We start from the raw sequence: 19,151 nt of genomic DNA on the forward strand, positions 1-19,151 counted from the left end.
CCGGGCTCGATTGCCCAGCGTGTTCGATTCTTGCATAAAGCACGCGCGCAAGCGATCCAAACCGACAGACGAAAGGTGCGAAAGGCGACCTTCATGCTCACCGGCAAACGACAACTAATTCGCCGCGCTGCTCTTGCAGGCGCAGCATTTATTCCGGTTCTTCTCTTTGCGGGATTGGCCGCGGCACAAGTAGAAGGACAACCAACTCCCGGTGGCGTGGGGCTTCCTCCGACGGTCACCGAAGTGGGTCGGGAGACGCAGCAATTCTACAACGTCGTGCTGCTTCCGATCATCACCTTCATCGCTTTGTCGGTGCTCGGCTTGCTGATGTATGTGGCCTGGCGTTTCAACGAGAACGCCAATCCGGTTCCTTCCAAGCTCACGCATCACACCGGCCTGGAGATCGTCTGGACGCTCGTCCCGGTCCTGATTCTGGTCTTCATCGCGATTCCGTCCTTCCGCCTTCTTGCGCATCAGGTCGAAATTCCGGCGGCCAAAGTCACCATCAAGGTCACCGGCAACCAGTGGTACTGGTCCTACAAATATCCTGAAGATCAGGGCGGCTTCGGCTTCGACCAGGTCATGAAGCAGGACGCCGATCTCCAGCCCGGGGACGTCCGGCTGCTGTCGGTCGACAATGAAGCGGTCGTTCCGGTCAACGAAGTGGTGAAGCTTCAGGTCACCGCCTCCGACGTGATCCACTCCTTCACCATTCCCGCCTTCACCGTCCGTATGGACGCGGTGCCGGGTCGCCTGAACGAGACCTGGTTCAAGGCGGAAAAGGAAGGAATCTACTACGGGCAGTGCTCGAAGATCTGCGGCAAAGACCACGCCTTCATGCCGATCGCGATCCGCGTCGTGAGCTGGGAGAAGTATCAGGAGTGGCTCGCCGAGGCGAAGAAGAAATTCGCCGGCGCGGGGCCGCGTCAGCAATTCGCCGCCGTCAGCGCTCGCTGATCCGCCAATAGTACATAGAAGCATTCGAGGAACACGACGATGGCAAGTTCGACGACCCATGACGGGGCCCATGGCCATCCCACGGGGCTGCGCCGCTTTCTATTCTCGACCAACCACAAGGACATCGGCACGCTTTACATCATCCTCGCGGTGATCGGCGGCGTGGTCGGCACTTTGATGTCCGTCGCTATCCGCGCCGAGCTGATGCATCCCGGCATCACGATTTTCCCCGGTCTGGCGCAGCTGCTTCAGGGCGTCGACGCTTCGATGGCGCTGGACGGCGGCAAGAACCTCTATAACGTCTTCATCACGGCCCACGGCGTGCTCATGATCTTCTATATGGTCATGCCCGCGCTGATCGGCGGCTACGCCAACTGGTTCATTCCGATCATGATCGGCGCGCCGGACATGGCCTTTCCGCGGCTGAACAATATTTCGTTCTGGCTGCTCGCCGTTTCGCTCGTGCTGCTCGTGCTCTCGATGTTCGTCGACGGCGCCCCGGGCATGCTGGGCTTCGGGGGCGGCTGGGTGTTCTATCCGCCACTGTCTTCCAACATCGGGCATCCCGGCCCGGCCATGGACTTCGTGATTCTGGCGCTCCACCTCGCCGGCGCTTCGTCGATCCTCGGTTCGATCAACTTCATCACCACCATCTTCAACATGCGCGCCCCGGGGATGACCCTTCATCGCATGCCCCTGTTCGCCTGGGCCATGCTGGTCACCGCCTTCCTGCTCGTGCTGACGCTTCCGGTGCTCGCCGGCGCGATCACGATGCTGCTGACGGACCGCAACTTCGGCACGATGTTCTACGATCCGGCCGGCGGCGGCGACCCGCTGCTGTTCCAGCATCTGTTCTGGTTCTTCGGCCACCCCGAGGTCTATATCCTGATCCTGCCCGCCTTCGGTCTGATCAGCCATATCGTCTCGACCTTCTCCAAGAAGCCGGTGTTCGGTTATCTCGGCATGGCCTACGCGATGGTGGCGATCGGCTTCCTCGGCTGCATCGTGTGGGCCCACCACATGTATACGGTCGGCCTCTCGCTGAACGCGCAACGCTACTTCGTGTTTGCGACCATGGTGATCGCGGTGCCCACCGGCATCAAGATCTTCTCCTGGATTGCGACGATGTGGGGCGGTTCGATCTCGTTCCGGGCCCCGATGATCTGGGCGATCGGCTTCATCTTCGTGTTCACCATGGGCGGCGTCACCGGCGTCGTGCTCGCGAACGCCAGCGCCGACCGTCAGCTCCATGAAACCTATTATGTCGTGGCGCACTTCCACTACACGATGTCGCTCGGAGCGGTGTTCGGCGTCTTCGCGGGCTTCTATTACTGGTTCCCGAAGATGACCGGCTATCTGTATAACGAGTCGCTGTCGAAGATTCACTTTGCGCTGCTCTTCATCGGCGTCAATCTGACCTTCTTCCCGCAGCACTTCCTGGGTCTCGCCGGCATGCCGCGTCGCTATATCGACTACCCGGACGCGTTCGCACTGTGGAACTACTGGTCGTCGATCGGCGCGTTCATCGGCGCGATCAGCCTGATCGCCTTCTTCGCCGTCGTCATCGAGGCTTGGATGAAGAAGCGTCCCGCCGGCGCCAATCCGTGGGGCGTCGGCGCCACCACGCTTGAGTGGACTCTGCCTTCGCCGCCGCCGTTCCATCAGTTTGAGGTTCTGCCGCGCATCTCGGGCTCCGAGCACTAAGGCGACCTGTCGCCCGGACGAATATGTTCGGGCGATAAGGAACCGGACTTGAAAACAAGAGCGGATCGGCCAGGCGCCTCCGCTCCTTCCAAAAAAGCTCCCGCCGGCCTCAGGGCCGGCGGACGGCGCCCCAAAAAGGTTCGGCTAAAGGGGCTGCGGCCGAATTCCCAAGCTGGAAATCAAGCGGAGCGATAAGTGAGCGACGCCTCTTTCACGGTCAATGACAGCCGGGTTCCGCATATACCCGTCGCGGCCCCATCCGATTATTTCGCGCTGCTGAAGCCGCGTGTGATGTCGCTGGTGATCTTCACCGCGCTCGCCGGTCTGCTGATGGCTCCGGTCCCGCCGCATCCGGTAATCGCTTTCGCCTCGCTGCTCGCGATCGCCGTGGGGGCGGGAGCGTCGGGCGCGTTGAACATGTGGTACGACGCCGACATCGACGCCGTGATGACGCGGACCAGAACCCGACCGATTCCGGCGGGGCGGCTGACGCGGGAGGAAGCCCTGGCTTTCGGGCTCGTCCTCGCCAGCATGGCGATCACGACGCTTGGCTTGGTCGCCAACTGGCTCGCCGCGGGCCTGCTCGCCTTCACGATCTTCTTTTACGTCGTGATCTATACGATGTGGCTCAAGCGCTCGACGCCGATGAACATCGTTATCGGCGGCGCTGCGGGCGCGCTGCCGCCGATGGTCGGCTTCGCCGCCGCGGCGGGAGAAGCCAGCCTGTCGAGCTTCATCCTGTTCTCGATCATCTTCATCTGGACTCCTCCTCATTTCTGGGCCCTGGCCCTGCTCAAGAGCGAGGATTACGGGCGCGCGGGCGTGCCCATGCTGCCCAATGTGGCGGGACCGGACCGTACGCGGCTGGAAATCCTCATCTACTCCCTGATTCTCGCGCCGGTCGGCGTCGCCCCCTATGCGCTCGGCTACGCTTCGCCGGCCTATGGAGCCATCTCCGTCGCGTTCGGCGCCGTCTTCGCGGCTTTGGCCATAACCACCTATCGGCGACGAGAGGGCGAAGCGGCGAAAAAAGCGGCGCGGCGGCTCTTTTTCTTTTCGATCTTCTACCTCTTCGCGCTGTTTCTCGTTCTCGTCGTCGAACGCGTTCTCCACCTCGCGGCGGTGATTCAATAGGACGTCAAATCGAAGGCGCCGAACTAGCGGGTCAAGGATGTCGAAGCAGCGCCCCGAAGGGCAGAATGCAGAGCAGGAAGGCGTGATCCTGACAAAGGAGCAGAAGCAGAGTCGGCGCGCGCGCAATATCGCGATCGGACTCGGCATCGCTTTCCTGGTCCTGCTGTTTTATGTCGTAACCATCGTCAAGCTGAGCGGCGCAGTCGCTCCGTCGGCGGGTTGAGGCGGCCGGGATGGACGTTCGGGAAAAAGGCAAAAAATCGGGACGCGTCGCGCTGCCGCTCATCGCAGGCTCCTTCGCGATGCTGGCGCTGAGCTTTGCTTCCGTTCCGCTTTACCGGATGTTCTGCGCCGCCACCGGATTTGGCGGCACGACGCAGGTCGCCGGCCAGAGCGCCGAAAAACTGGGTGATCGCGTGCTCAACGTGCGGTTCGACGCCAATGTCGCGCGCGACCTTCCCTGGCGTTTCGAACCGGAAGTCGCGAAGATATCGCTCAGGACCGGGCAGACGGCCACCGTCTATTACAAGGTGGCGAATCTCGCGGACCACGAAACGCGTGGAGTGGCGGCCTATAACGTCGCCCCGGATCAGGCGGGCTCGTTCTTCAAGAAGCTGGCCTGTTTCTGTTTCTCCGAACAGCGGCTGGCGGCCCATGAGACGGCCGAATGGCCGGTGGTCTTCTTCCTCGATCCCGCGCTGGAGACGGACGAAACCATGCGCGGCGTCGAAGAAGTCACGCTTTCCTACTCGTTTTTCGCGGTAAAAGGCGCCGGTCCCGCCGCCGCCCGGAGCAGCGAAGCAGCGCCGGTAAAGCCCAGGAGTTGATCTTGTCCGGCGCGAGACGGAAGCGCGCGGGCTCGAAGAGGTTTCAAACAAGCCGGCCTGTCCGGCGCAGTCGAAGGAAGTGATGACATGGCCGATGGACACGCCAAACCGCAACACGACTACCATCTCGTCGATCCGAGCCCGTGGCCGCTCGTCGGCGCCCTCTCGGCTCTGGTGCTGGCGATCGGGGCCATCAGCTGGATGAAGGGCATGCCCATCCTCGGCCAGAAAATCGGTCCGATGGTTTTCTTCGCCGGATTGGCCGGCGTCCTCTTCACCATGTATTCGTGGTGGAGCGACATCATCGACGAAGCCGAAGTCAGGGGCGATCACACCCCGGTGGTGCAGCTTCATCACCGCTACGGGATGATCCTCTTCATCGTCTCGGAGGTGATGTTCTTCGTCGCATGGTTCTGGGCCTTCTTCAATTCGAGCCTTTTCCCGGCCGACGCAGCGCAGACCATCCGCTCCGCGCTGTTCGACGGCGTGTGGCCGCCGAAGGGCATCGAAGTGCTGAGCCCCTGGAAGCTGCCGCTCCTCAACACGCTCATTCTTCTCAGCTCCGGCGCGACCCTCACCTGGGGCCACCATGGCCTGCTGCATGGCGACCGTGAACAGCTCAAGAAGGGCCTGATCGCCACGATCGCCCTCGGCCTGTTGTTCACGACGATCCAGGGCTGGGAATACGCCCACGCGCCTTTCGCCTTCAGGTTCGATCCGGCGCATCCCGCCGCGACGAATTACGGCTCGACCTTCTTCATGGCGACCGGTTTCCATGGCTTCCACGTCATCGTGGGCACGCTGTTCCTGATCGTTTGCCTTCTGCGCACGGTGAAGGGGCAGTTCAAGCCGGAACAGCACCTCGGACTCGAATTCGCCGCCTGGTACTGGCATTTCGTCGACGTGGTCTGGCTGTTCCTGTTCGCCGCGATATATGTTTGGGGCAACTGGGGCGGCGCCGTCGAATAAGAGTCCGGCGGACGCTTCAAGCGACGACAAACCATGTAACCACTTCCGACGGTCACGGATTGCTCCGTGACCGTTCCCGTTTGGCGAAAGGCGTCTGATGTCCAACCTCGACCATCCTCCGCACGTCAATCCCTATTGGGCCGGGTTCACCGGTTCATGCCCTCGCTGCGGCAAAGGTAAAATGTTCAACGGCCTTTTGCGCATCGCCGACAAATGCGATGCCTGTGGACTTGACTATTCCTTCGCCGATACCGGCGACGGGCCCGCGATTTTCGTGATGATGATCGCGGGATTTCTGATCGTCGGAGTCGCCGCCTGGGTCGAAATCGTATACCAGCCCCCATATTGGGTGCATGCCGCGATCTTCCTGCCTTTCTCCGCCGCGGTCTGCATCGGGATGCTGCGCCCGACAAAGGGATTGCTGGTGGCCCTCCAATATTACAATCGAGCGGAAGAAGGACGGCGGATCAAGTGAGGCCTCTGCCCCGTTCGCTGGGTTGGCAGGCTCTGAGCGCAGGCCTCGCACTGGCGTTGCTGTTGTCTCTCGGCTTCTGGCAGACGAGGAGGCTTGCGTGGAAAGAGGCTCTCATCGCCCGGGCTGAGACCCGTATGCGGGCGGCGCCGGTCGCGCCGCCGCCGCGCGACCAGTGGGCGCTGCTCGCGCCGGAAGAATACGAATATCGCCACGTCGAAATCAGCGGCGAATTCCAGCACGCGCTCAACGCGCTGGTTTACGCGCAGGCCCCGCCAGGAGGCGGGCTCGAACCGGGATTTGTGGTTCTCACTCCCTTGAAGCTCGACGATGGAGGAGTGGTTGTCGTCAACCGCGGCTTCTCCCCGAAATCGAAGATCGATCAGGGCGCCTGGAAAGGCGAGCCGGCAGGTCGCGTCAGCATCAGCGGGCTGCTACGGGCGCCGCAGGGACGCAACATGTTCACTCCCGAGGACGATCCCCGGCGCGGCTTGTGGTACACCAGCGACGCGATCAGAATCGCGGCAGCCCTCGGAATCGAGGGCGCGGCGCCGTTCATCCTCCAACAGGACCCCGGCGCCGATCGAGCTCAGGCGAGCGCGGAGGGCCTGCTTCGCACGCCGATCGAGGCGGTCGACATACCCAACAACCATTTTTCCTACGCCGTCACCTGGTTCAGTCTGGCGGCGGCGCTTGCGGTCGTCTTCGCCTTATATGCGCGTGCGCGCCTCGAGGAGCCGCGGGCTCGAGCTTGAATCGGAAAGCCCGGAGGCCGGCTGGCCAGCGCAGGCCGCAGCCTGCGAAAAGTGCGGCGTCGTGCTATAGGGACGTCGCCGCCGGGCCGCCCTCCATGCGCTTTTTTGACGAAAAAGGGGCGCGGCTCTGCTAGTGTGCGTGCGGTTCGAACAGAACCGGACGCGCTGCAAATCTCATTGATCGAGCATGTTCTTTTCCAAAGGCCGCGCAGTGCGTTTTGGGTGCATGCTCTAGGGCTTGTTGAGATTCATCGCGAATTGATGAGCGCGGCGGCGAGGCGGATCATGGCTGTGAAGCTTTGATCGGTTTTGTCGGCGCGCAGGGCGATCCGCTTGAACTCCTTGAGTTTGCCGAAGAAGTTTTCGATGAGGTGACGGGCTTTGTAAAGCTCGATGTCGATGGCGAGAGGCGCGTTTCGTCTTGGATGTTGGGAGATGACGATTTGCGCGCCGCGCTCGTTCAGTTCGGCGACGATCCAGTCGCTGTCGAAGGCCTTGTCGGCGAGCAGCGCGCCAAATTCGACGCCCTCGATCAAAGGCGCGACGCCGACCGTGTCGAAGCGTTGCCCCGGCAGCAGAACGAAGCGGACCAAATTGCCGAGCGCGTCGGTGAGCGCGAGGATTTTGGTGGTCCAGCCGCCTTTGGATTTGCCTATGGCCTGGCCCTGAGTCCCCCTTTTGCGCCCTGTCCATGGCGGTGGACCTTGACGATGGTGGCGTCGATCATGGCGTATTCCATGTCTGGATCGTCCGACACGGCGTCAAACATCCGCTTGAACACATCGGCCTTCACCCAATCGCGAAAGCGTTTGAACACGGTGTTCCACTTGCCGAAGGCGGGAGGCAGATCGCGCCAGGGGCTGCCCGTGCGCGCAATCCACAAGATCGCCTCTAAAAACAATCGCCCATCGCTCCCGGTCCGGCCGGGATCGGAGGGCTTGCCAAGACAAAAGGGCTCCAGCTTCGACCATTGGCCGTCCGTCAGACAGAATCGGGGCATTGCAAACTCCTTTCGGAGCTTGAATCATCCTTCCACCAAAATGGGAATCCTGATTCTCAACAGGCCCTAGAGCGCATTTGCGCGCAAAGCGGACAAGCTTTTGCGATAAGAATGCGCCCCACCATATGATCTGGAGCGATTTCATATCGACCTGGCGCAGCCGTCCGGTCCGAAAACGCTCTGGAAGACCGCCGCTCCGCCATGCAACAGGTGTCAGACTTGCAATATATTTCCACTCGCGGCGATGCGCCCGAACTCGCCTTCGACGATGTGCTTCTCGCGGGTTTGGCCGCGGACGGCGGGCTTTATGTTCCAAAAACCTATCCGGCTCTGGATCGAGACGCGATCGCCGCTCTCGCGGGAATTCCCTATGCCGATGCGGCGGCGAGGCTGATCGCTCCTTTCGCGGCCGGGACATTCCCCGGGAATGTGCTCGCCCAGGCGACGCGTAGCGCCTATTCCGGATTTTCTCATGCTTCTGTCGCGCCCTTGGTCCAGATCGCCGACAACCTCTTCGTGCTCGAGCTTTTCCAGGGCCCCACGCTGGCCTTCAAGGATCTCGCAATGCAGCTGCTCGCGCGGCTGATGAACCACGCCCTCGAGCAGAGAGGACGGGGCGCGACGATCGTGGGCGCAACCTCGGGCGACACGGGGGCCGCGGCGATAGAGGCGTTCCGAGGCCAGGACCGCGTCGATGTATTCATCCTCTATCCGGACGGACGCGTCTCGGATGTGCAGCGCCGGCAGATGACCACCGTCGCCGATTCCAATATCCATGCGATCGCTCTGAAGGGAACCTTCGACGACGCCCAATCGATTCTCAAAAGCCTGTTCCGCGACAAGGAATTTCGCACCGGCGTCGGGCTCGCAGGGGTGAATTCGATCAATTGGGCGAGGGTCGTCGCCCAGACGGTCTATTATTTCACCGGCGCAGTGTCGCTGGGGGCGCCGCTTCGCAAGCTTTCCTTCGCTGTGCCGACCGGGAATTTCGGCGACGTTCTCGCGGGCTATGTCGCCAAACGCATGGGGCTCCCGATTTCCCGGCTGATCGTGGCGACCAACGCCAACGACATTCTGGCGCGGGCTCTCGCCACCGGCCGCTATGAGCCTCGCGGCGTCACGCCGACCCAATCGCCTTCGATGGACATCCAGCTTTCCTCCAACTTCGAACGGCTGCTGTTCGACGCCATGGGGCGCGATCCCGCGGCCCTGCGCGCGGCTTTCGCCGGACTGGACCAGTCGGGCGGCTTCGACATCCCCGAATCGGCGCTCCGCGCGATCCGCGAGGAATTCGACGCCCGGTCGGTCAGCGAGGAAGAGACCACCGCGGAGATCGCCCGGACTTGGCGCGAATCGGGCTATGTGCTCGATCCGCACACGGCCACCGGGGTTCGCGCGGCCCGGGAGAGTTTGGCGAAGGACCCCTCCACCCCCGTCATCGCCCTCGCAACCGCTCATCCGGCCAAGTTCCCGGCGGCGATAGAAAAGGCGATCGGGCGCGCTGCGCCGCTGCCCGCGAAAATGGAGCGCATCCTCACCGCGGCGGAGCGTTACACGCTGCTGGACAACGACGAAGCCCGCATCCGAAGCTTCATCGCGGAAAATGCGCGGGCCAAGCCGGTTGGAGCAGGGGCGTGATCATGGCGCTTTTCGGCGTCTCCCTCAGTCGGCGCTATCTTCCGGTTCGGGGCGAGGGCGTTTATCTCCGCCTTTCGGAAACCGGCGACTATCAGGAATGGGCGGAACTGAGAGAAAAAAGCCGCGCCTTTCTGACCCCTTGGGAGCCCTTGTGGCCGGCCGACGACCTCACGCGGGCGAGCTTCCGCAACCGCGTGCGGCGCCATGCCGACGAAATGGCCCGCGACGAAGCCTATTCCTTCTTCGTTTTTCGGGAAGAAGACGACGCGCTGCTGGGCGGCCTGTCGCTCGGCCATGTGCGGCGCGGCGTTTCGCAGGCGGCGACGCTCGGCTATTGGATGGGCGAGCCCTATGCCGGCAGAGGCTATATGAGCCGCGCCGTGCGCGCGGTCATCGGTTACGCTTTCAAGATCCAGGGCCTGCATCGCATCGAGGCCGCCTGCCTGCCCTCCAACGAGCCTTCGAAGCGACTGCTCGAGCGCGTGGGGTTCCAGCAGGAGGGCTACGCAAGAGCCTATCTCAATATAAACGGCCAGTGGCGCGACCATCTGCTCTTTGCGCTGCTCGAAAGCGATCCGCCGCCCCTGCGCACGCCGGGGCAGAGATAACCCCGGCGTGTTTTGCGCGGCGGGCGAGCGCGCGCCCTTTCGCGCCCGCCCGGTTCTTGCTATCTCGCGGCCTCCACACTCGAAAAAGGATTGGATGATGAGCGGGATCTGGCTGGCGACGGGCGAGGCGACGGTATTGGCGGCGGACGGGCAATATACCGACGCCATGCCCGAGGTGATGATCGGCAACGTCAAGGGGCCGGTGGGACACGCCTTCGCCTCGATGGCGGGGCAGGTGGCCGGGCATCCGCGCATGTTCGTGATCAGGGACCTCAACCAGCAGGTGCGTCCCGCCACCATGATGACCACCAAGATGACGGTGAGGTCGGAGGCTTATGTGGAGCTGCTCGGCGGCGTGGTTCAGGCCGCGACCGGCGACGCGATCATCGATTGCGTGGCGGAGGGCATTCTGCCCAAGGCGGAAGCCGGCGAGCTCTGCATGGTCATCATGGTCTGGCTCGATCCCCGCTGCGCGACCGACGAGAACCTGGACCGCAAGGATCTCTACCGCACCAATTACGAGGCGACCAAGCTCGCGATTTCGCGCGCCGTCAAGGGCGAGCCGACCATCGACGAGCTGATCAAGAACCGCAAGACGATCTCGCATTACGCGCTGGAAGGCGTGTTCGACGTTTAAGGCGAAGAGAGCGCCTTTCCGCCGCCATGGGGAGGAAGGGCGCCGCCTGCCGGACTGGGTCTTTCACGCCACAGCCAGCTCCGCTCCCGTCACCAACCCTTCCGAAAACCAGCTTACGAGAAACTGTGCGAGGCGCTCGGCGGCGGGCTGTTCTTCGTTCTGGAACGCGACCATCTGGCAGATTTCGCCGAAGGACTGGCCGGCGCGCGCCTCGTTGAGCGCCAGAAACTCATCGGCCTCGAGACCTCGGTAGAGAGGATCGTGATTGGAGCGCCACACCGCGACAGCCTCCAATCCTTCCTCCGGCGGCGGGATTTCTTCGCCCTCGTCCGAGTTCAGCGCGATATATGCGTCGAGCGTGCCGGCGGCGACTTCCAGCAAGCGAAAGCTGGGATGGAAGCTGAAACTGAGCCTCGGCCAGTCCTCGGGCGAAAAATCGGCCAGGGTCTCGATCGAGAGAACGGGAGCGTCGGCGGCGTCGAATGCGTCGGTCAACGCCCGTTCGAACATGGCCATGCCGATGGCGGGCAGGTCGAAGCGCCATTCTTCATGCTGGCGCATGAATTCGGGCAGTCGCGAGGCGTACCAGCGGGCGTTTCGATCCCGGGAGGGATTGGCGGCGATATATTCTTCGACCAGCGCCTCGAAGACGTCATCCCCGACCAGCGCGCGCAGCGTCGGGTAGTCCTCGTCGAGATATTCGGCGAGCCGGATGCGGTAGGCGCTGACGTAAACGCCGAATTTGGTGGGCTTGTCGGCGCCGCCTTGCGCCGAGACCGCGCCGAGAACAGCGGCGTCTTCCTCGTCGCCGGCGAGGACTGCAGCCTGAAAAAGGCTTTGGAGCTCCTTGAGGTTCACGCGCGGCTCCGCTGCTCCGGCGCGGGAAGAGCCGCGTCTATGTCGCGCATGCGCTGCAGTTCCGCGAGCAGTTCGGCGAAAGGCGGGAAATTGTCGTCGCGCTCGATCATGGCCGAGACGTCGCCGAAGCGCCGCCGGGCCAGGGCGTAGAGCGACCACACCTCTTCGCTCACGGGCTGGTCGTGGGTGTCGATGCGATGGGTTTCGTTGTCGGTGAAGCCCGCCATATGCATTTGAGCGACGCGGGAGGGAGCAATCGCGTCGATATAACGGCTGGCGTCGAAGCCGTGGTTGAAGGCGGACACGGCTACGTTGTTGACGTCCAGCAGCAGCATGCAGTCGGCCCGTTCCGTCATTGCCGAGACGAACTCCCATTCCTCCATTTCCGATTCTGCGAAAGAAACATAGGTGGAGGGGTTCTCGACGACGAGCGGGCGCCCGAGAAAATCCTGCACCCGGAGGATTCGCTCCACGACATGGTCGAGCGCTTCCGCCGTATAGGGGATCGGCAGAAGGTCGTGCAGATTGACGCCCCGCACCCCGGTCCAGGCGAGATGGTCCGACACCCAGGCCGGCTCGATGCGCTCGGCGAGCGCTTTCAGCGCCGCGAGATAGTCGAAATCGAGCGGATCGGTCGAGGCGAGCGACATCGAAACGCCGTGCATGACGATCGGGTAATCGGCGCGCACGCGTTCCAGCATCGCCAGCGGCCTGCCGCCGGGGATCATGTAATTCTCGGAAATGATCTCGAACCAGTCGACCGCCGGCTTCTCCGACAGAATTTCTTCGTAATAGACTGGTCTTAGACCCAGGCCGTAGCCCAGGCGAGGAAGCGGGTCCATTTTGATGCCCTCCCGCGACGGCGGCGCGCCGCCGTCGCGTGAAGTAGAAAATAGCAAAAGGCGACCGTCACGCCAGAGCGTTCGTCGCCTCTCGTCGCCTGTCAGTCGATGACCTTGCCGCCTTCGCTTTCGCAGGCTTTGGCGGAATCCTTGTAGATCCAGCCCTGGCCCTTGCAGGCGTTGGCGCCTTTGCAGCTGTTTTTGGGCGTCATGCAATCGCTCTTGCCCTTGCAGCCGTTCACCCCGAAGCAATGAACCTTGCCGGTTTCGGCGGCGGCGGGAGCGACCCCGCCGGCGATGGCGAGCGAGACCGCGGCGATGGCGAGCGCGGCTCCTGAGCGCGATTTGTTCTTCATGCGGTTGTTCCAGAGGTTGGGGTTGACATACGCCTATTCGCGGCAAGCGTCATTTTGTTTCGCTTGCGGACTCCGCGGGGGCCGGGGCCGCCGCGCCCTTGCCGTTCGACTTGGCGGAGCAACCGTTCTTGCCGCCGCAGCCGTGCTTGTCGACTTTCTTGTGATGTCCCTGGGTCTTGTGGGGTTTCGCCGCGGCCGGAGCCGCGCCGGCCAGAACCAGCCCGACCGCCGCAGCGGCGACGGTCGCTCCGCAAAAGATTTTTGCTTTCACGCGATCTTCCTTTCTCGCGCCCTCGCCAAATCGAGGCGTCAGACTGAAGTCCGGCCGCTCGCCGCTGTCAAGATGCTCGGTCGCGGAAAGCTTGCGCGACCTTCTCCCGCCGTCTCGGGCCGCCCCGGAGCGGAGCGGCGATCTCCGCGAAGAGCGTTTTTATATCTTGTGGGCGGCGCTTTCCGCCGTTTGCGTCGCCTGCGCCGACCGGCGGGCTACCCGCCTTTAACCATTTGATTGCTTATAGCTTGTACTTGGCGGTCTGACCGGTTGCGCTTTTCCGGGCGTCGTGTAGGTTGCAGTTCATAGTGCTGTGCAATTCACTCTCGAAATTTCCAAGGTTTTCGAAATGGTCGACAATGCAAGACTGAAAAGCTGGTTGGATCGCGCCGATTCGATCGTCCGGCAAAAAGACTTCGACTGCGCAGCCGCGCTGGATCTCGCCCGGGAAATAAGGCTGGAGCGCATCTATGGCGTTTCGTGGCGGGCGACCCAGGCTTTCATCGTGATGGACAAGGCTCATCGGCGCGATCACGGCCGCGACGCCGGGACGGCGCTTCAGGCTTTCAGCGACATGCGCGAGGCGCTGGTGGAGCAACTCCCCTACTCCAAGTAAAACTCCGGCGTCTCGGGGCTTTCGCCTCCGCCCGGCGCGGGTAAATCCTTGCGTCGAGCCGCGTCGCCTGATAAGGACGTTATGCCTCGCTGGGCTTTTTGGTCCTGCGGGGCATAACCACGACTTTCGACCTTCGGGCCGCGCCGGCCAGTTCGTTTGAACTTTCGTTTCCATGCAGCGTTATCCGCCTCGGGCGGCGCCGCGGAAACGTCCGAAAAGCCGAAAGCTCCCTTCCAACGCCAACCCAGCCGGCGCCCGCTCCGGGATGGAGCTCTCCAGGAGAAACAATGTCATCCGCAACTGCCCAGCGCGCCCCGTCGCGCGACGATTTCGCCGCCCTGCTCGATGAAAGCTACGGCGGCTCCGACGCCTTGGAAGGTTCCGTCATCAAGGGCCGCGTGGTCGGGATAGAAAAAGACGTCGCCGTCATCGACATCGGACTGAAGACCGAAGGCCGCGTCCCCCTGAAAGAATTCACCGGCTTTGGCCGCGATCCCGCTCCGCAGGTGGGCGAGGAGGTTGAGGTCTATCTGGAGCGCATCGAAAACGCGCTCGGCGAGGCCGTCATCTCGCGCGAGAAGGCGCGCCGCGAAGAGAGCTGGGTCAAGCTCGAGAAGGCCTTCGAGAGCAACGAGAAGGTCGAAGGCGTCATCTTCAACCAGGTCAAGGGCGGCTTCACGGTCGATCTCGACAGCGCCGTCGCCTTCCTGCCGCGCAGCCAGGTCGACATCCGCCCGATCCGCGACGCCGCGCCGCTGATGAACGTGCCGCAGCCGTTCCACATCCTCAAGATGGACCGCCGCCGCGGCAATATCGTCGTGTCGCGCCGCACGGTTCTCGAGGAGAGCCGCGCCGAGCAGCGTCACGAGATCGTCGCCAACCTCGAAGAGGGGCAGGTGATCGAGGGCGTCGTCAAGAACATCACCGATTACGGCGCCTTCGTGGATCTCGGCGGCATCGACGGTCTGCTGCATGTGACCGACATCGCCTGGCGCCGCGTCAACCATCCGTCCGAAGTGCTCACGATCGGCCAGACCGTTCGCGTGAAGATCATCAAGATCAATCACGAGACCCACCGCATTTCGCTCGGCATGAAGCAGTTGCTGGAAGATCCCTGGCAGGGCATCGAGGCCAAATATCCGATCGGCGCCAAGTTCCACGGCCGCGTGACCAACATCACCGATTACGGCGCCTTCGTGGAGCTGGAGCCGGGCATCGAGGGACTGGTTCACGTCTCCGAAATGTCCTGGACCAAGAAGAACGTCCATCCCGGCAAGATCGTTTCGACCAGCCAGGAAGTCGACGTTCAGGTGCTCGAGGTCGATCCGGTCAAGCGCCGCATCTCCCTCGGCCTCAAGCAGTGCCTGCAGAATCCCTGGGAAGCCTTCGCCGAGAAGCATCCGGTGGGCTCGATCGTCGAAGGCGAGGTCAAGAACAAGACCGAGTTCGGCCTCTTCATCGGCCTCGACGGCGACGTGGACGGCATGGTCCATCTCTCCGATCTCGACTGGAACCGTCCGGGCGAGCAGGTGATCGAGGAATACAAGAAGGGCGACGTCATCAAGGCGCAGGTTCTCGACGTCGACATCGAGAAGGAGCGCATCTCGCTCGGCGTCAAGCAGCTTGCGGGCGATCCCTTCGCCACCGCCAGCGTCGAGGACGGCGGCACGGTCGAGATCAAGAAGGGCGCCGTGGTCACCTCCGAGGTGATCGAGGTCAAGGAGTCCGGCATCGACGTCAAGATCGTCGGCACCGACCTCACGACCTTCGTCAAGCGCGCCGAGCTGGCGCGTGACCGGGCCGACCAGCGCCCCGAGCGTTTCGCCGTCGGCGAGAAGGTCGATGTCCGCGTCACCCTGTTCGACCGCAAGGCGCGCAAGATCGCCGTGTCGATCAAGGCGCTTGAAATGGCCGAGGAGAAGGAAGCCATCGCTCAATATGGCTCCGCCGACTCGGGCGCTTCGCTCGGCGACATCCTCGGCGCCGCCCTTAAGGCGCGCGAAGGCGAGGCCGCCAAGAAAAAGGGGAAAGGCGAGGAATAATCTTCCTCTCCGAGTCCTGCAAAGGCCCGCGCGGAACCACTCCGCGCGGGCTTTTTCTTATCCTTATCGCGGATGATAAACTCTTTGTTCACCATGAGGTTAAATGGTTTCCGCACGGTAATGTTAATTTGGAGAATGTGGATAAAATGCTGCGTAGTTAAGGCCCGCTGACGAGGGCGGCGTGTTGGAGTTTCGTCATGAGCGTGAGCGGTTTCGACCAGGAATATGTCACCCACCCCGGCGCAGAGCCGCTCTATGCGCGCCCGCTGGGCAATCTCGCCGCCGCGATGATCGGCGTCGTCGCCTTCGTTGTTCTGGGGGCGGCACTCGTCCTTACCGGCGATCATCCTCCCGCGGTGGAGTCGCACAACGACGAGGACGCCCTGCGGGCTTTGGCCGCGGCGGCTCCCGCGGCCGAGACGGCGAGTGCGGCCAAACAATATTCCGCATTCGATCTTTCTTCGCCGGAGTTCGCGAAGGACAAAAAGAGCTTCACCGTAAAACAGCTCGAAGGGGGCGTCCGGGAGGACAACCTCACCTTCGGTCGTTTTGCTTCCGGCGAAGCTTACATGCGCCTCGATATTCGCCAGCCGAGCGGCGAAAAGCGGACGGTTCCCGATTTCTTCCTGGATCTGACCCGGCACGCCGCGCAGGCCGGCCTTTCGGTGACGAAAATCAGTCAGCCCACGCCGCTTTCGACGCGCTTCGGCTCCTTCGAAGTCGCAGATATTCGTCTGTCTCAACCCTCCAGCGAGGGCGCGGCCACCGAGCGCGCCTGTCTCGCCCTGCGGCTCGCCGGCGGGAAGCAGCCGGTCGAAATCGCGGGCCTGTCCTGCGGCGTTCCGGCCAAGCCGCTCGATCGGCGCGCGCTCAGCTGCATCTTGGATCGACTCGACTATTCCGCGAGCGGAGAAAACAAGGCCCTGGACGCTTTCTTCCTGGCGGCGGAGCAGGAGCGCGGCAAAGGCTGCGGCGGCGCGGCGCTGTCGCCCGGCGCGACGAAGTCCAGCTGGCTCGACGCCCATTCGACCATGCCGGCCTTGAAGAATGAGCCGACGCCGGCCAAGCGCGCCAAGAAGACGCGCTGAAGCTTGAGCGAAATCATTAAGTATCGCCGCGCCGAGGTATCGCTTTTGGGCGGCGATCCGCTATTATTCGATTCAGAAATCGACATCTGAAGGGAGCTGCCGCAAATGCGCAAAATCTCGATAATTTCGGCGTCTTTGGGCTGCCTCCTCGCGACCGCGCTTTGCGGCGGCGCGGCCAGCGCCAAGACCTACCGCCATCGCCACTATCATCACGGCGCCGCCTATGTCGCCGAAGGCCGCCGCCCGCTCGTCGTCGAGCGGCGCAGCTTCCTCGATCCCGGGCCGGTGGTTCCGGTCGGGACCTACACCCGCTACGTCTATACGCCGGCCTATCAGTGGGGCGATCCTCCGTCCACCTATCAGCGCAGCTGGTATATGGACGAGAACCTGCATCAGGCCTTCGACCCGCAGCCGCAGGCGCCGCTGGTGTGGCCGCCGCAGTTCTGGCCGTGAGGGCTTTTTCGCCGGCAGGGCGGATTTCAGCATAATGAAGCGCGCCAGCTCACCGAGTTCGGCGCGCTTTTTGTCGTTGAGGCGATCGCGGGCGGGTGTCGCCCTTGACATCGCAGGGGCGCTTTTGTAACCAAGCGCCTTCCGGTCCGGGCATTCCCGGCCCGGCTCGCACCCGTGGCGGCTCCCATAATCCTCAGTGATCGGTGAGCGGCCTGTCGGCCGAGCCTTACGGCTCGGCAGAGGAGGGCGCGTTTCCAGCCTTGCGGATTTTCGCAAGCCGCCAGAGAAACGCGGTCGGACGGCGCTTTTAAGCTTTCCTTCGGGAGAGCGCGCGTGCGTTTTGTCGCCTCTCGGCGCTTGCGTCGAAACCAGGATCGTTGAGAGGACACGCTGTGACAAAGCGCTCGGAAGCCAAGTATAAAATCGACCGCCGTATGGGCCAGAACATCTGGGGCCGCCCGAAGAGCCCCGTGAACCGCCGCGAATACGGCCCCGGCCAGCACGGTCAGCGCCGCAAGGGCAAGCCCTCCGACTTCGGCACCCAGCTCAAGGCCAAGCAGAAGCTCAAGGGTTATTACGGCAATATCTCCGAGAAGCAGTTCCGCAAATATTACGCCGAGGCCATCCGTCTCAAGGGCGACTCCTCGGACAATCTGATCGGCCTGCTCGAGCGCCGTCTCGACGCGGTGGTCTATCGCGCCAAATTCGTCTCCACCGTCTTCGCCGCGCGCCAGTTCGTCAACCACGGCCATATCCGGGTCAACGGCCGCCGCGTGAACATTCCGTCCTATCTCGTCAAGCCGGGCGACGTGATCGAGGTCAAGGAAAGCTCCAAGCAGTCGGTGGTGGTTCTCGAGGCGGTCGCTCTTACCGAGCGCGACGTGCCGGAGTATTACGAGGTCGACCACAGCAAGATGACCGCCAAGCTGACCCGCGTGCCCCACGCCACCGAGGTGCCTTATCCGGTGCATATGGAGCCCAATCTGGTCATCGAATATTATTCGCGCTGATCTTTCGCGTTTCCTGGAGCGGGGCCGGGTTTCGGCCCCGCTTTTTTATACAATTCCGATTGCCTGATTTCCCCGAGTGGTTATGGTCGTGCCGCCTCCAATGACGGAACCACCATGACGAAGACCAAATTTTCGCTCACTCGCCGCGCCGTTCTCGCCGGGTCCATTTCCGCCGCGGCGATCGCGTCGACAGCCGCCTTTGCGCAGAAGGCCGCCAATGGCGCGACCAAAGTGTCCCTTGCGGAATTGATGGCTCCCAACGCCCTGCCGGATATCGTCCAGGGCAAGGCCGACGCGCCGGTCACCATCGTGGAATATGCGTCGATGACCTGCGGTCATTGCGCCGCCTTCCATCGCGAGGTCTATCCTGCGCTCAAGAAGGATTACATCGAGACCGGCAAGATCAAGTTCATCCTGCGGGAATTTCCGCTCGACCCGATCGCCACCGCGGCCTTCATGCTCGCTCGCTCGCTCGGCGACGACAAGCGTGACGCGGCGGTCGATCTGCTTTTCGCGCAGCAGAAGAACTGGGCCTTCACCGAAACGCCGGTCGAAGGACTCGAGGGCGTCGTAAAGCAGGCTGGAATCGGCCAGGCCCAGTTCGAGTCGACGCTCAAGGACACCGACCTGCAAAAGAAGATCGTGTCGATACGCGATCGCGCCGCCGAGAAGTTCGGGGTCAACGCCACGCCCACTTTCTTCATCAACGGCGTGAAATTTTCCGGCGAGATGAAGGTTTCGGAACTCGACAAGGTCATTTCCGAGGCGGCCAAGGCGCCGGCGGAAGCGGGCAAGTAATGCGAATTCCGGCTCGCGAGCCGAAGGCGACGCCTTCCAGAGTCGCCCAGTCCGCCTGGATTGCGTCGTCGCTGCGTTCCTCCTGATGACGTCGAGGGGAATGCAGTAAGACCGGG

The 19,151-nt window shown here is 62.8% G+C and carries 22 protein-coding genes; 17 read left to right on the forward strand and 5 right to left on the reverse strand.

Annotated features, from left to right (window positions below; all coding sequences use genetic code 11):
• Positions 1–93 precede the first annotated feature (93 nt).
• The 8 genes from coxB to H2LOC_RS19670 all read left to right on the forward strand — a co-directional run bounded on the left by coxB (position 94) and on the right by H2LOC_RS19670 (position 6,818).
• A complete protein-coding gene (coxB, locus tag H2LOC_RS19635) occupies positions 94–957 on the forward strand; it encodes a cytochrome c oxidase subunit II (protein ID WP_136494361.1) in 864 nt (287 codons plus the stop codon).
• Positions 958–996: 39 nt separating this feature from the next.
• A complete protein-coding gene (ctaD, locus tag H2LOC_RS19640) occupies positions 997–2,661 on the forward strand; it encodes a cytochrome c oxidase subunit I (protein WP_136494362.1) in 1,665 nt (554 codons plus the stop codon).
• A 195-nt stretch (positions 2,662–2,856) separates the two neighbouring features.
• Entirely contained in the window at positions 2,857–3,795 is a 939-nt protein-coding gene (locus tag H2LOC_RS19645; protein WP_136494363.1) for a heme o synthase, read from the forward strand.
• Between the two features lie 37 nt (positions 3,796–3,832).
• The gene (locus H2LOC_RS19650) at positions 3,833–4,018 is read left to right on the forward strand and encodes a hypothetical protein (protein ID WP_136494364.1); all 186 of its coding nucleotides are present in this window, start codon (positions 3,833–3,835) and stop codon (positions 4,016–4,018) included.
• Positions 4,019–4,028: 10 nt separating this feature from the next.
• Positions 4,029–4,622 carry a cytochrome c oxidase assembly protein gene (locus tag H2LOC_RS19655; RefSeq protein WP_136494365.1) on the forward strand — a complete coding sequence of 198 codons (594 nt, stop codon included), beginning with the start codon at positions 4,029–4,031 and terminating at the stop codon, positions 4,620–4,622.
• A gap of 87 nt (positions 4,623–4,709) precedes the next feature.
• Positions 4,710–5,591 (forward strand): cytochrome c oxidase subunit 3, encoded by an 882-nt coding sequence (locus tag H2LOC_RS19660; protein ID WP_136494366.1) that lies wholly within the window; start codon positions 4,710–4,712, stop codon positions 5,589–5,591.
• Positions 5,592–5,688: 97 nt separating this feature from the next.
• On the forward strand, positions 5,689–6,066 hold the full coding sequence (locus tag H2LOC_RS19665) for a DUF983 domain-containing protein (protein ID WP_136494367.1): 378 nt from the start codon (positions 5,689–5,691) through the stop codon (positions 6,064–6,066).
• Positions 6,063–6,818: an SURF1 family protein gene (locus tag H2LOC_RS19670; protein ID WP_136494368.1), complete on the forward strand. Its 756-nt coding sequence runs from the start codon at positions 6,063–6,065 to the stop codon at positions 6,816–6,818. The genes H2LOC_RS19665 and H2LOC_RS19670 overlap by 4 nt, the downstream gene beginning before the upstream one ends.
• 248 nt (positions 6,819–7,066) lie before the next feature.
• On the opposite strand, the gene H2LOC_RS19675 is transcribed toward H2LOC_RS19670, so the two are convergent.
• Positions 7,067–7,818, reverse strand: a protein-coding gene (locus H2LOC_RS19675; protein ID WP_202620455.1) for an IS5 family transposase whose coding sequence is annotated in 2 segments (ribosomal slippage) — positions 7,067–7,488 and positions 7,488–7,818 — 753 coding nt in all. Because the reading frame shifts where the segments join, the coding sequence is not laid out codon by codon here.
• A gap of 219 nt (positions 7,819–8,037) precedes the next feature.
• On the opposite strand from H2LOC_RS19675, the gene thrC reads away from it, so the two are divergent.
• The 3 genes from thrC (at position 8,038) to H2LOC_RS19690 (ending at position 10,701) form a co-directional block, all read left to right on the forward strand.
• On the forward strand, positions 8,038–9,456 hold the full coding sequence (thrC, locus tag H2LOC_RS19680; protein WP_136496909.1) for a threonine synthase: 1,419 nt from the start codon (positions 8,038–8,040) through the stop codon (positions 9,454–9,456).
• Between the two features lie 2 nt (positions 9,457–9,458).
• Complete coding sequence (locus H2LOC_RS19685; protein ID WP_136496910.1) at positions 9,459–10,064, forward strand: GNAT family N-acetyltransferase; 606 nt, start codon at positions 9,459–9,461, stop codon at positions 10,062–10,064.
• Positions 10,065–10,161: 97 nt separating this feature from the next.
• A complete protein-coding gene (locus H2LOC_RS19690) occupies positions 10,162–10,701 on the forward strand; it encodes a formaldehyde-activating enzyme (protein ID WP_136494369.1) in 540 nt (179 codons plus the stop codon).
• 63 nt (positions 10,702–10,764) lie between these two features.
• Here H2LOC_RS19690 and H2LOC_RS19695 read toward each other — a convergent pair whose 3' ends face one another.
• From H2LOC_RS19695 to H2LOC_RS19710, 4 genes are all read right to left on the reverse strand, one after another.
• Positions 10,765–11,559: an HvfC/BufC N-terminal domain-containing protein gene (locus tag H2LOC_RS19695; protein WP_136494370.1), complete on the reverse strand. Its 795-nt coding sequence runs from the start codon at positions 11,557–11,559 to the stop codon at positions 10,765–10,767.
• Complete coding sequence (bufB, locus tag H2LOC_RS19700; protein ID WP_136494371.1) at positions 11,556–12,401, reverse strand: MNIO family bufferin maturase; 846 nt, start codon at positions 12,399–12,401, stop codon at positions 11,556–11,558. The genes H2LOC_RS19695 and bufB overlap by 4 nt, the downstream gene beginning before the upstream one ends.
• A gap of 101 nt (positions 12,402–12,502) precedes the next feature.
• Positions 12,503–12,757 carry a BufA2 family periplasmic bufferin-type metallophore gene (gene bufA2 / locus H2LOC_RS19705; RefSeq protein WP_136494372.1) on the reverse strand — a complete coding sequence of 85 codons (255 nt, stop codon included), beginning with the start codon at positions 12,755–12,757 and terminating at the stop codon, positions 12,503–12,505.
• 49 nt (positions 12,758–12,806) lie between these two features.
• The gene (locus tag H2LOC_RS19710; protein ID WP_136494373.1) at positions 12,807–13,028 is read right to left on the reverse strand and encodes a hypothetical protein; all 222 of its coding nucleotides are present in this window, start codon (positions 13,026–13,028) and stop codon (positions 12,807–12,809) included.
• A gap of 349 nt (positions 13,029–13,377) precedes the next feature.
• Here H2LOC_RS19710 and H2LOC_RS19715 point away from each other — a divergent pair, with 349 nt between their 5' ends.
• The 6 genes from H2LOC_RS19715 to H2LOC_RS19740 all read left to right on the forward strand — a co-directional run bounded on the left by H2LOC_RS19715 (position 13,378) and on the right by H2LOC_RS19740 (position 19,035).
• Positions 13,378–13,644 (forward strand): hypothetical protein, encoded by a 267-nt coding sequence (locus tag H2LOC_RS19715; protein ID WP_136494374.1) that lies wholly within the window; start codon positions 13,378–13,380, stop codon positions 13,642–13,644.
• Positions 13,645–13,931: 287 nt separating this feature from the next.
• Positions 13,932–15,686: a 30S ribosomal protein S1 gene (gene rpsA / locus H2LOC_RS19720; protein WP_136494375.1), complete on the forward strand. Its 1,755-nt coding sequence runs from the start codon at positions 13,932–13,934 to the stop codon at positions 15,684–15,686.
• Between the two features lie 197 nt (positions 15,687–15,883).
• On the forward strand, positions 15,884–16,774 hold the full coding sequence (locus H2LOC_RS19725; protein ID WP_136494376.1) for a hypothetical protein: 891 nt from the start codon (positions 15,884–15,886) through the stop codon (positions 16,772–16,774).
• Positions 16,775–16,879: 105 nt separating this feature from the next.
• On the forward strand, positions 16,880–17,227 hold the full coding sequence (locus tag H2LOC_RS19730) for a hypothetical protein (protein WP_136494377.1): 348 nt from the start codon (positions 16,880–16,882) through the stop codon (positions 17,225–17,227).
• A 392-nt stretch (positions 17,228–17,619) separates the two neighbouring features.
• Positions 17,620–18,237, forward strand: coding sequence for a 30S ribosomal protein S4 (rpsD, locus tag H2LOC_RS19735; protein WP_136494378.1), 618 nt, complete (start codon positions 17,620–17,622; stop codon positions 18,235–18,237).
• A gap of 114 nt (positions 18,238–18,351) precedes the next feature.
• On the forward strand, positions 18,352–19,035 hold the full coding sequence (locus H2LOC_RS19740) for a DsbA family protein (protein ID WP_136494379.1): 684 nt from the start codon (positions 18,352–18,354) through the stop codon (positions 19,033–19,035).
• Positions 19,036–19,151: the final 116 nt, after the last annotated feature.

Origin of the sequence: Methylocystis heyeri (genome assembly GCF_004802635.2) — a bacterium.
GTDB classification, from domain to species: Bacteria; Pseudomonadota; Alphaproteobacteria; order Rhizobiales; family Beijerinckiaceae; genus Methylocystis; species Methylocystis heyeri.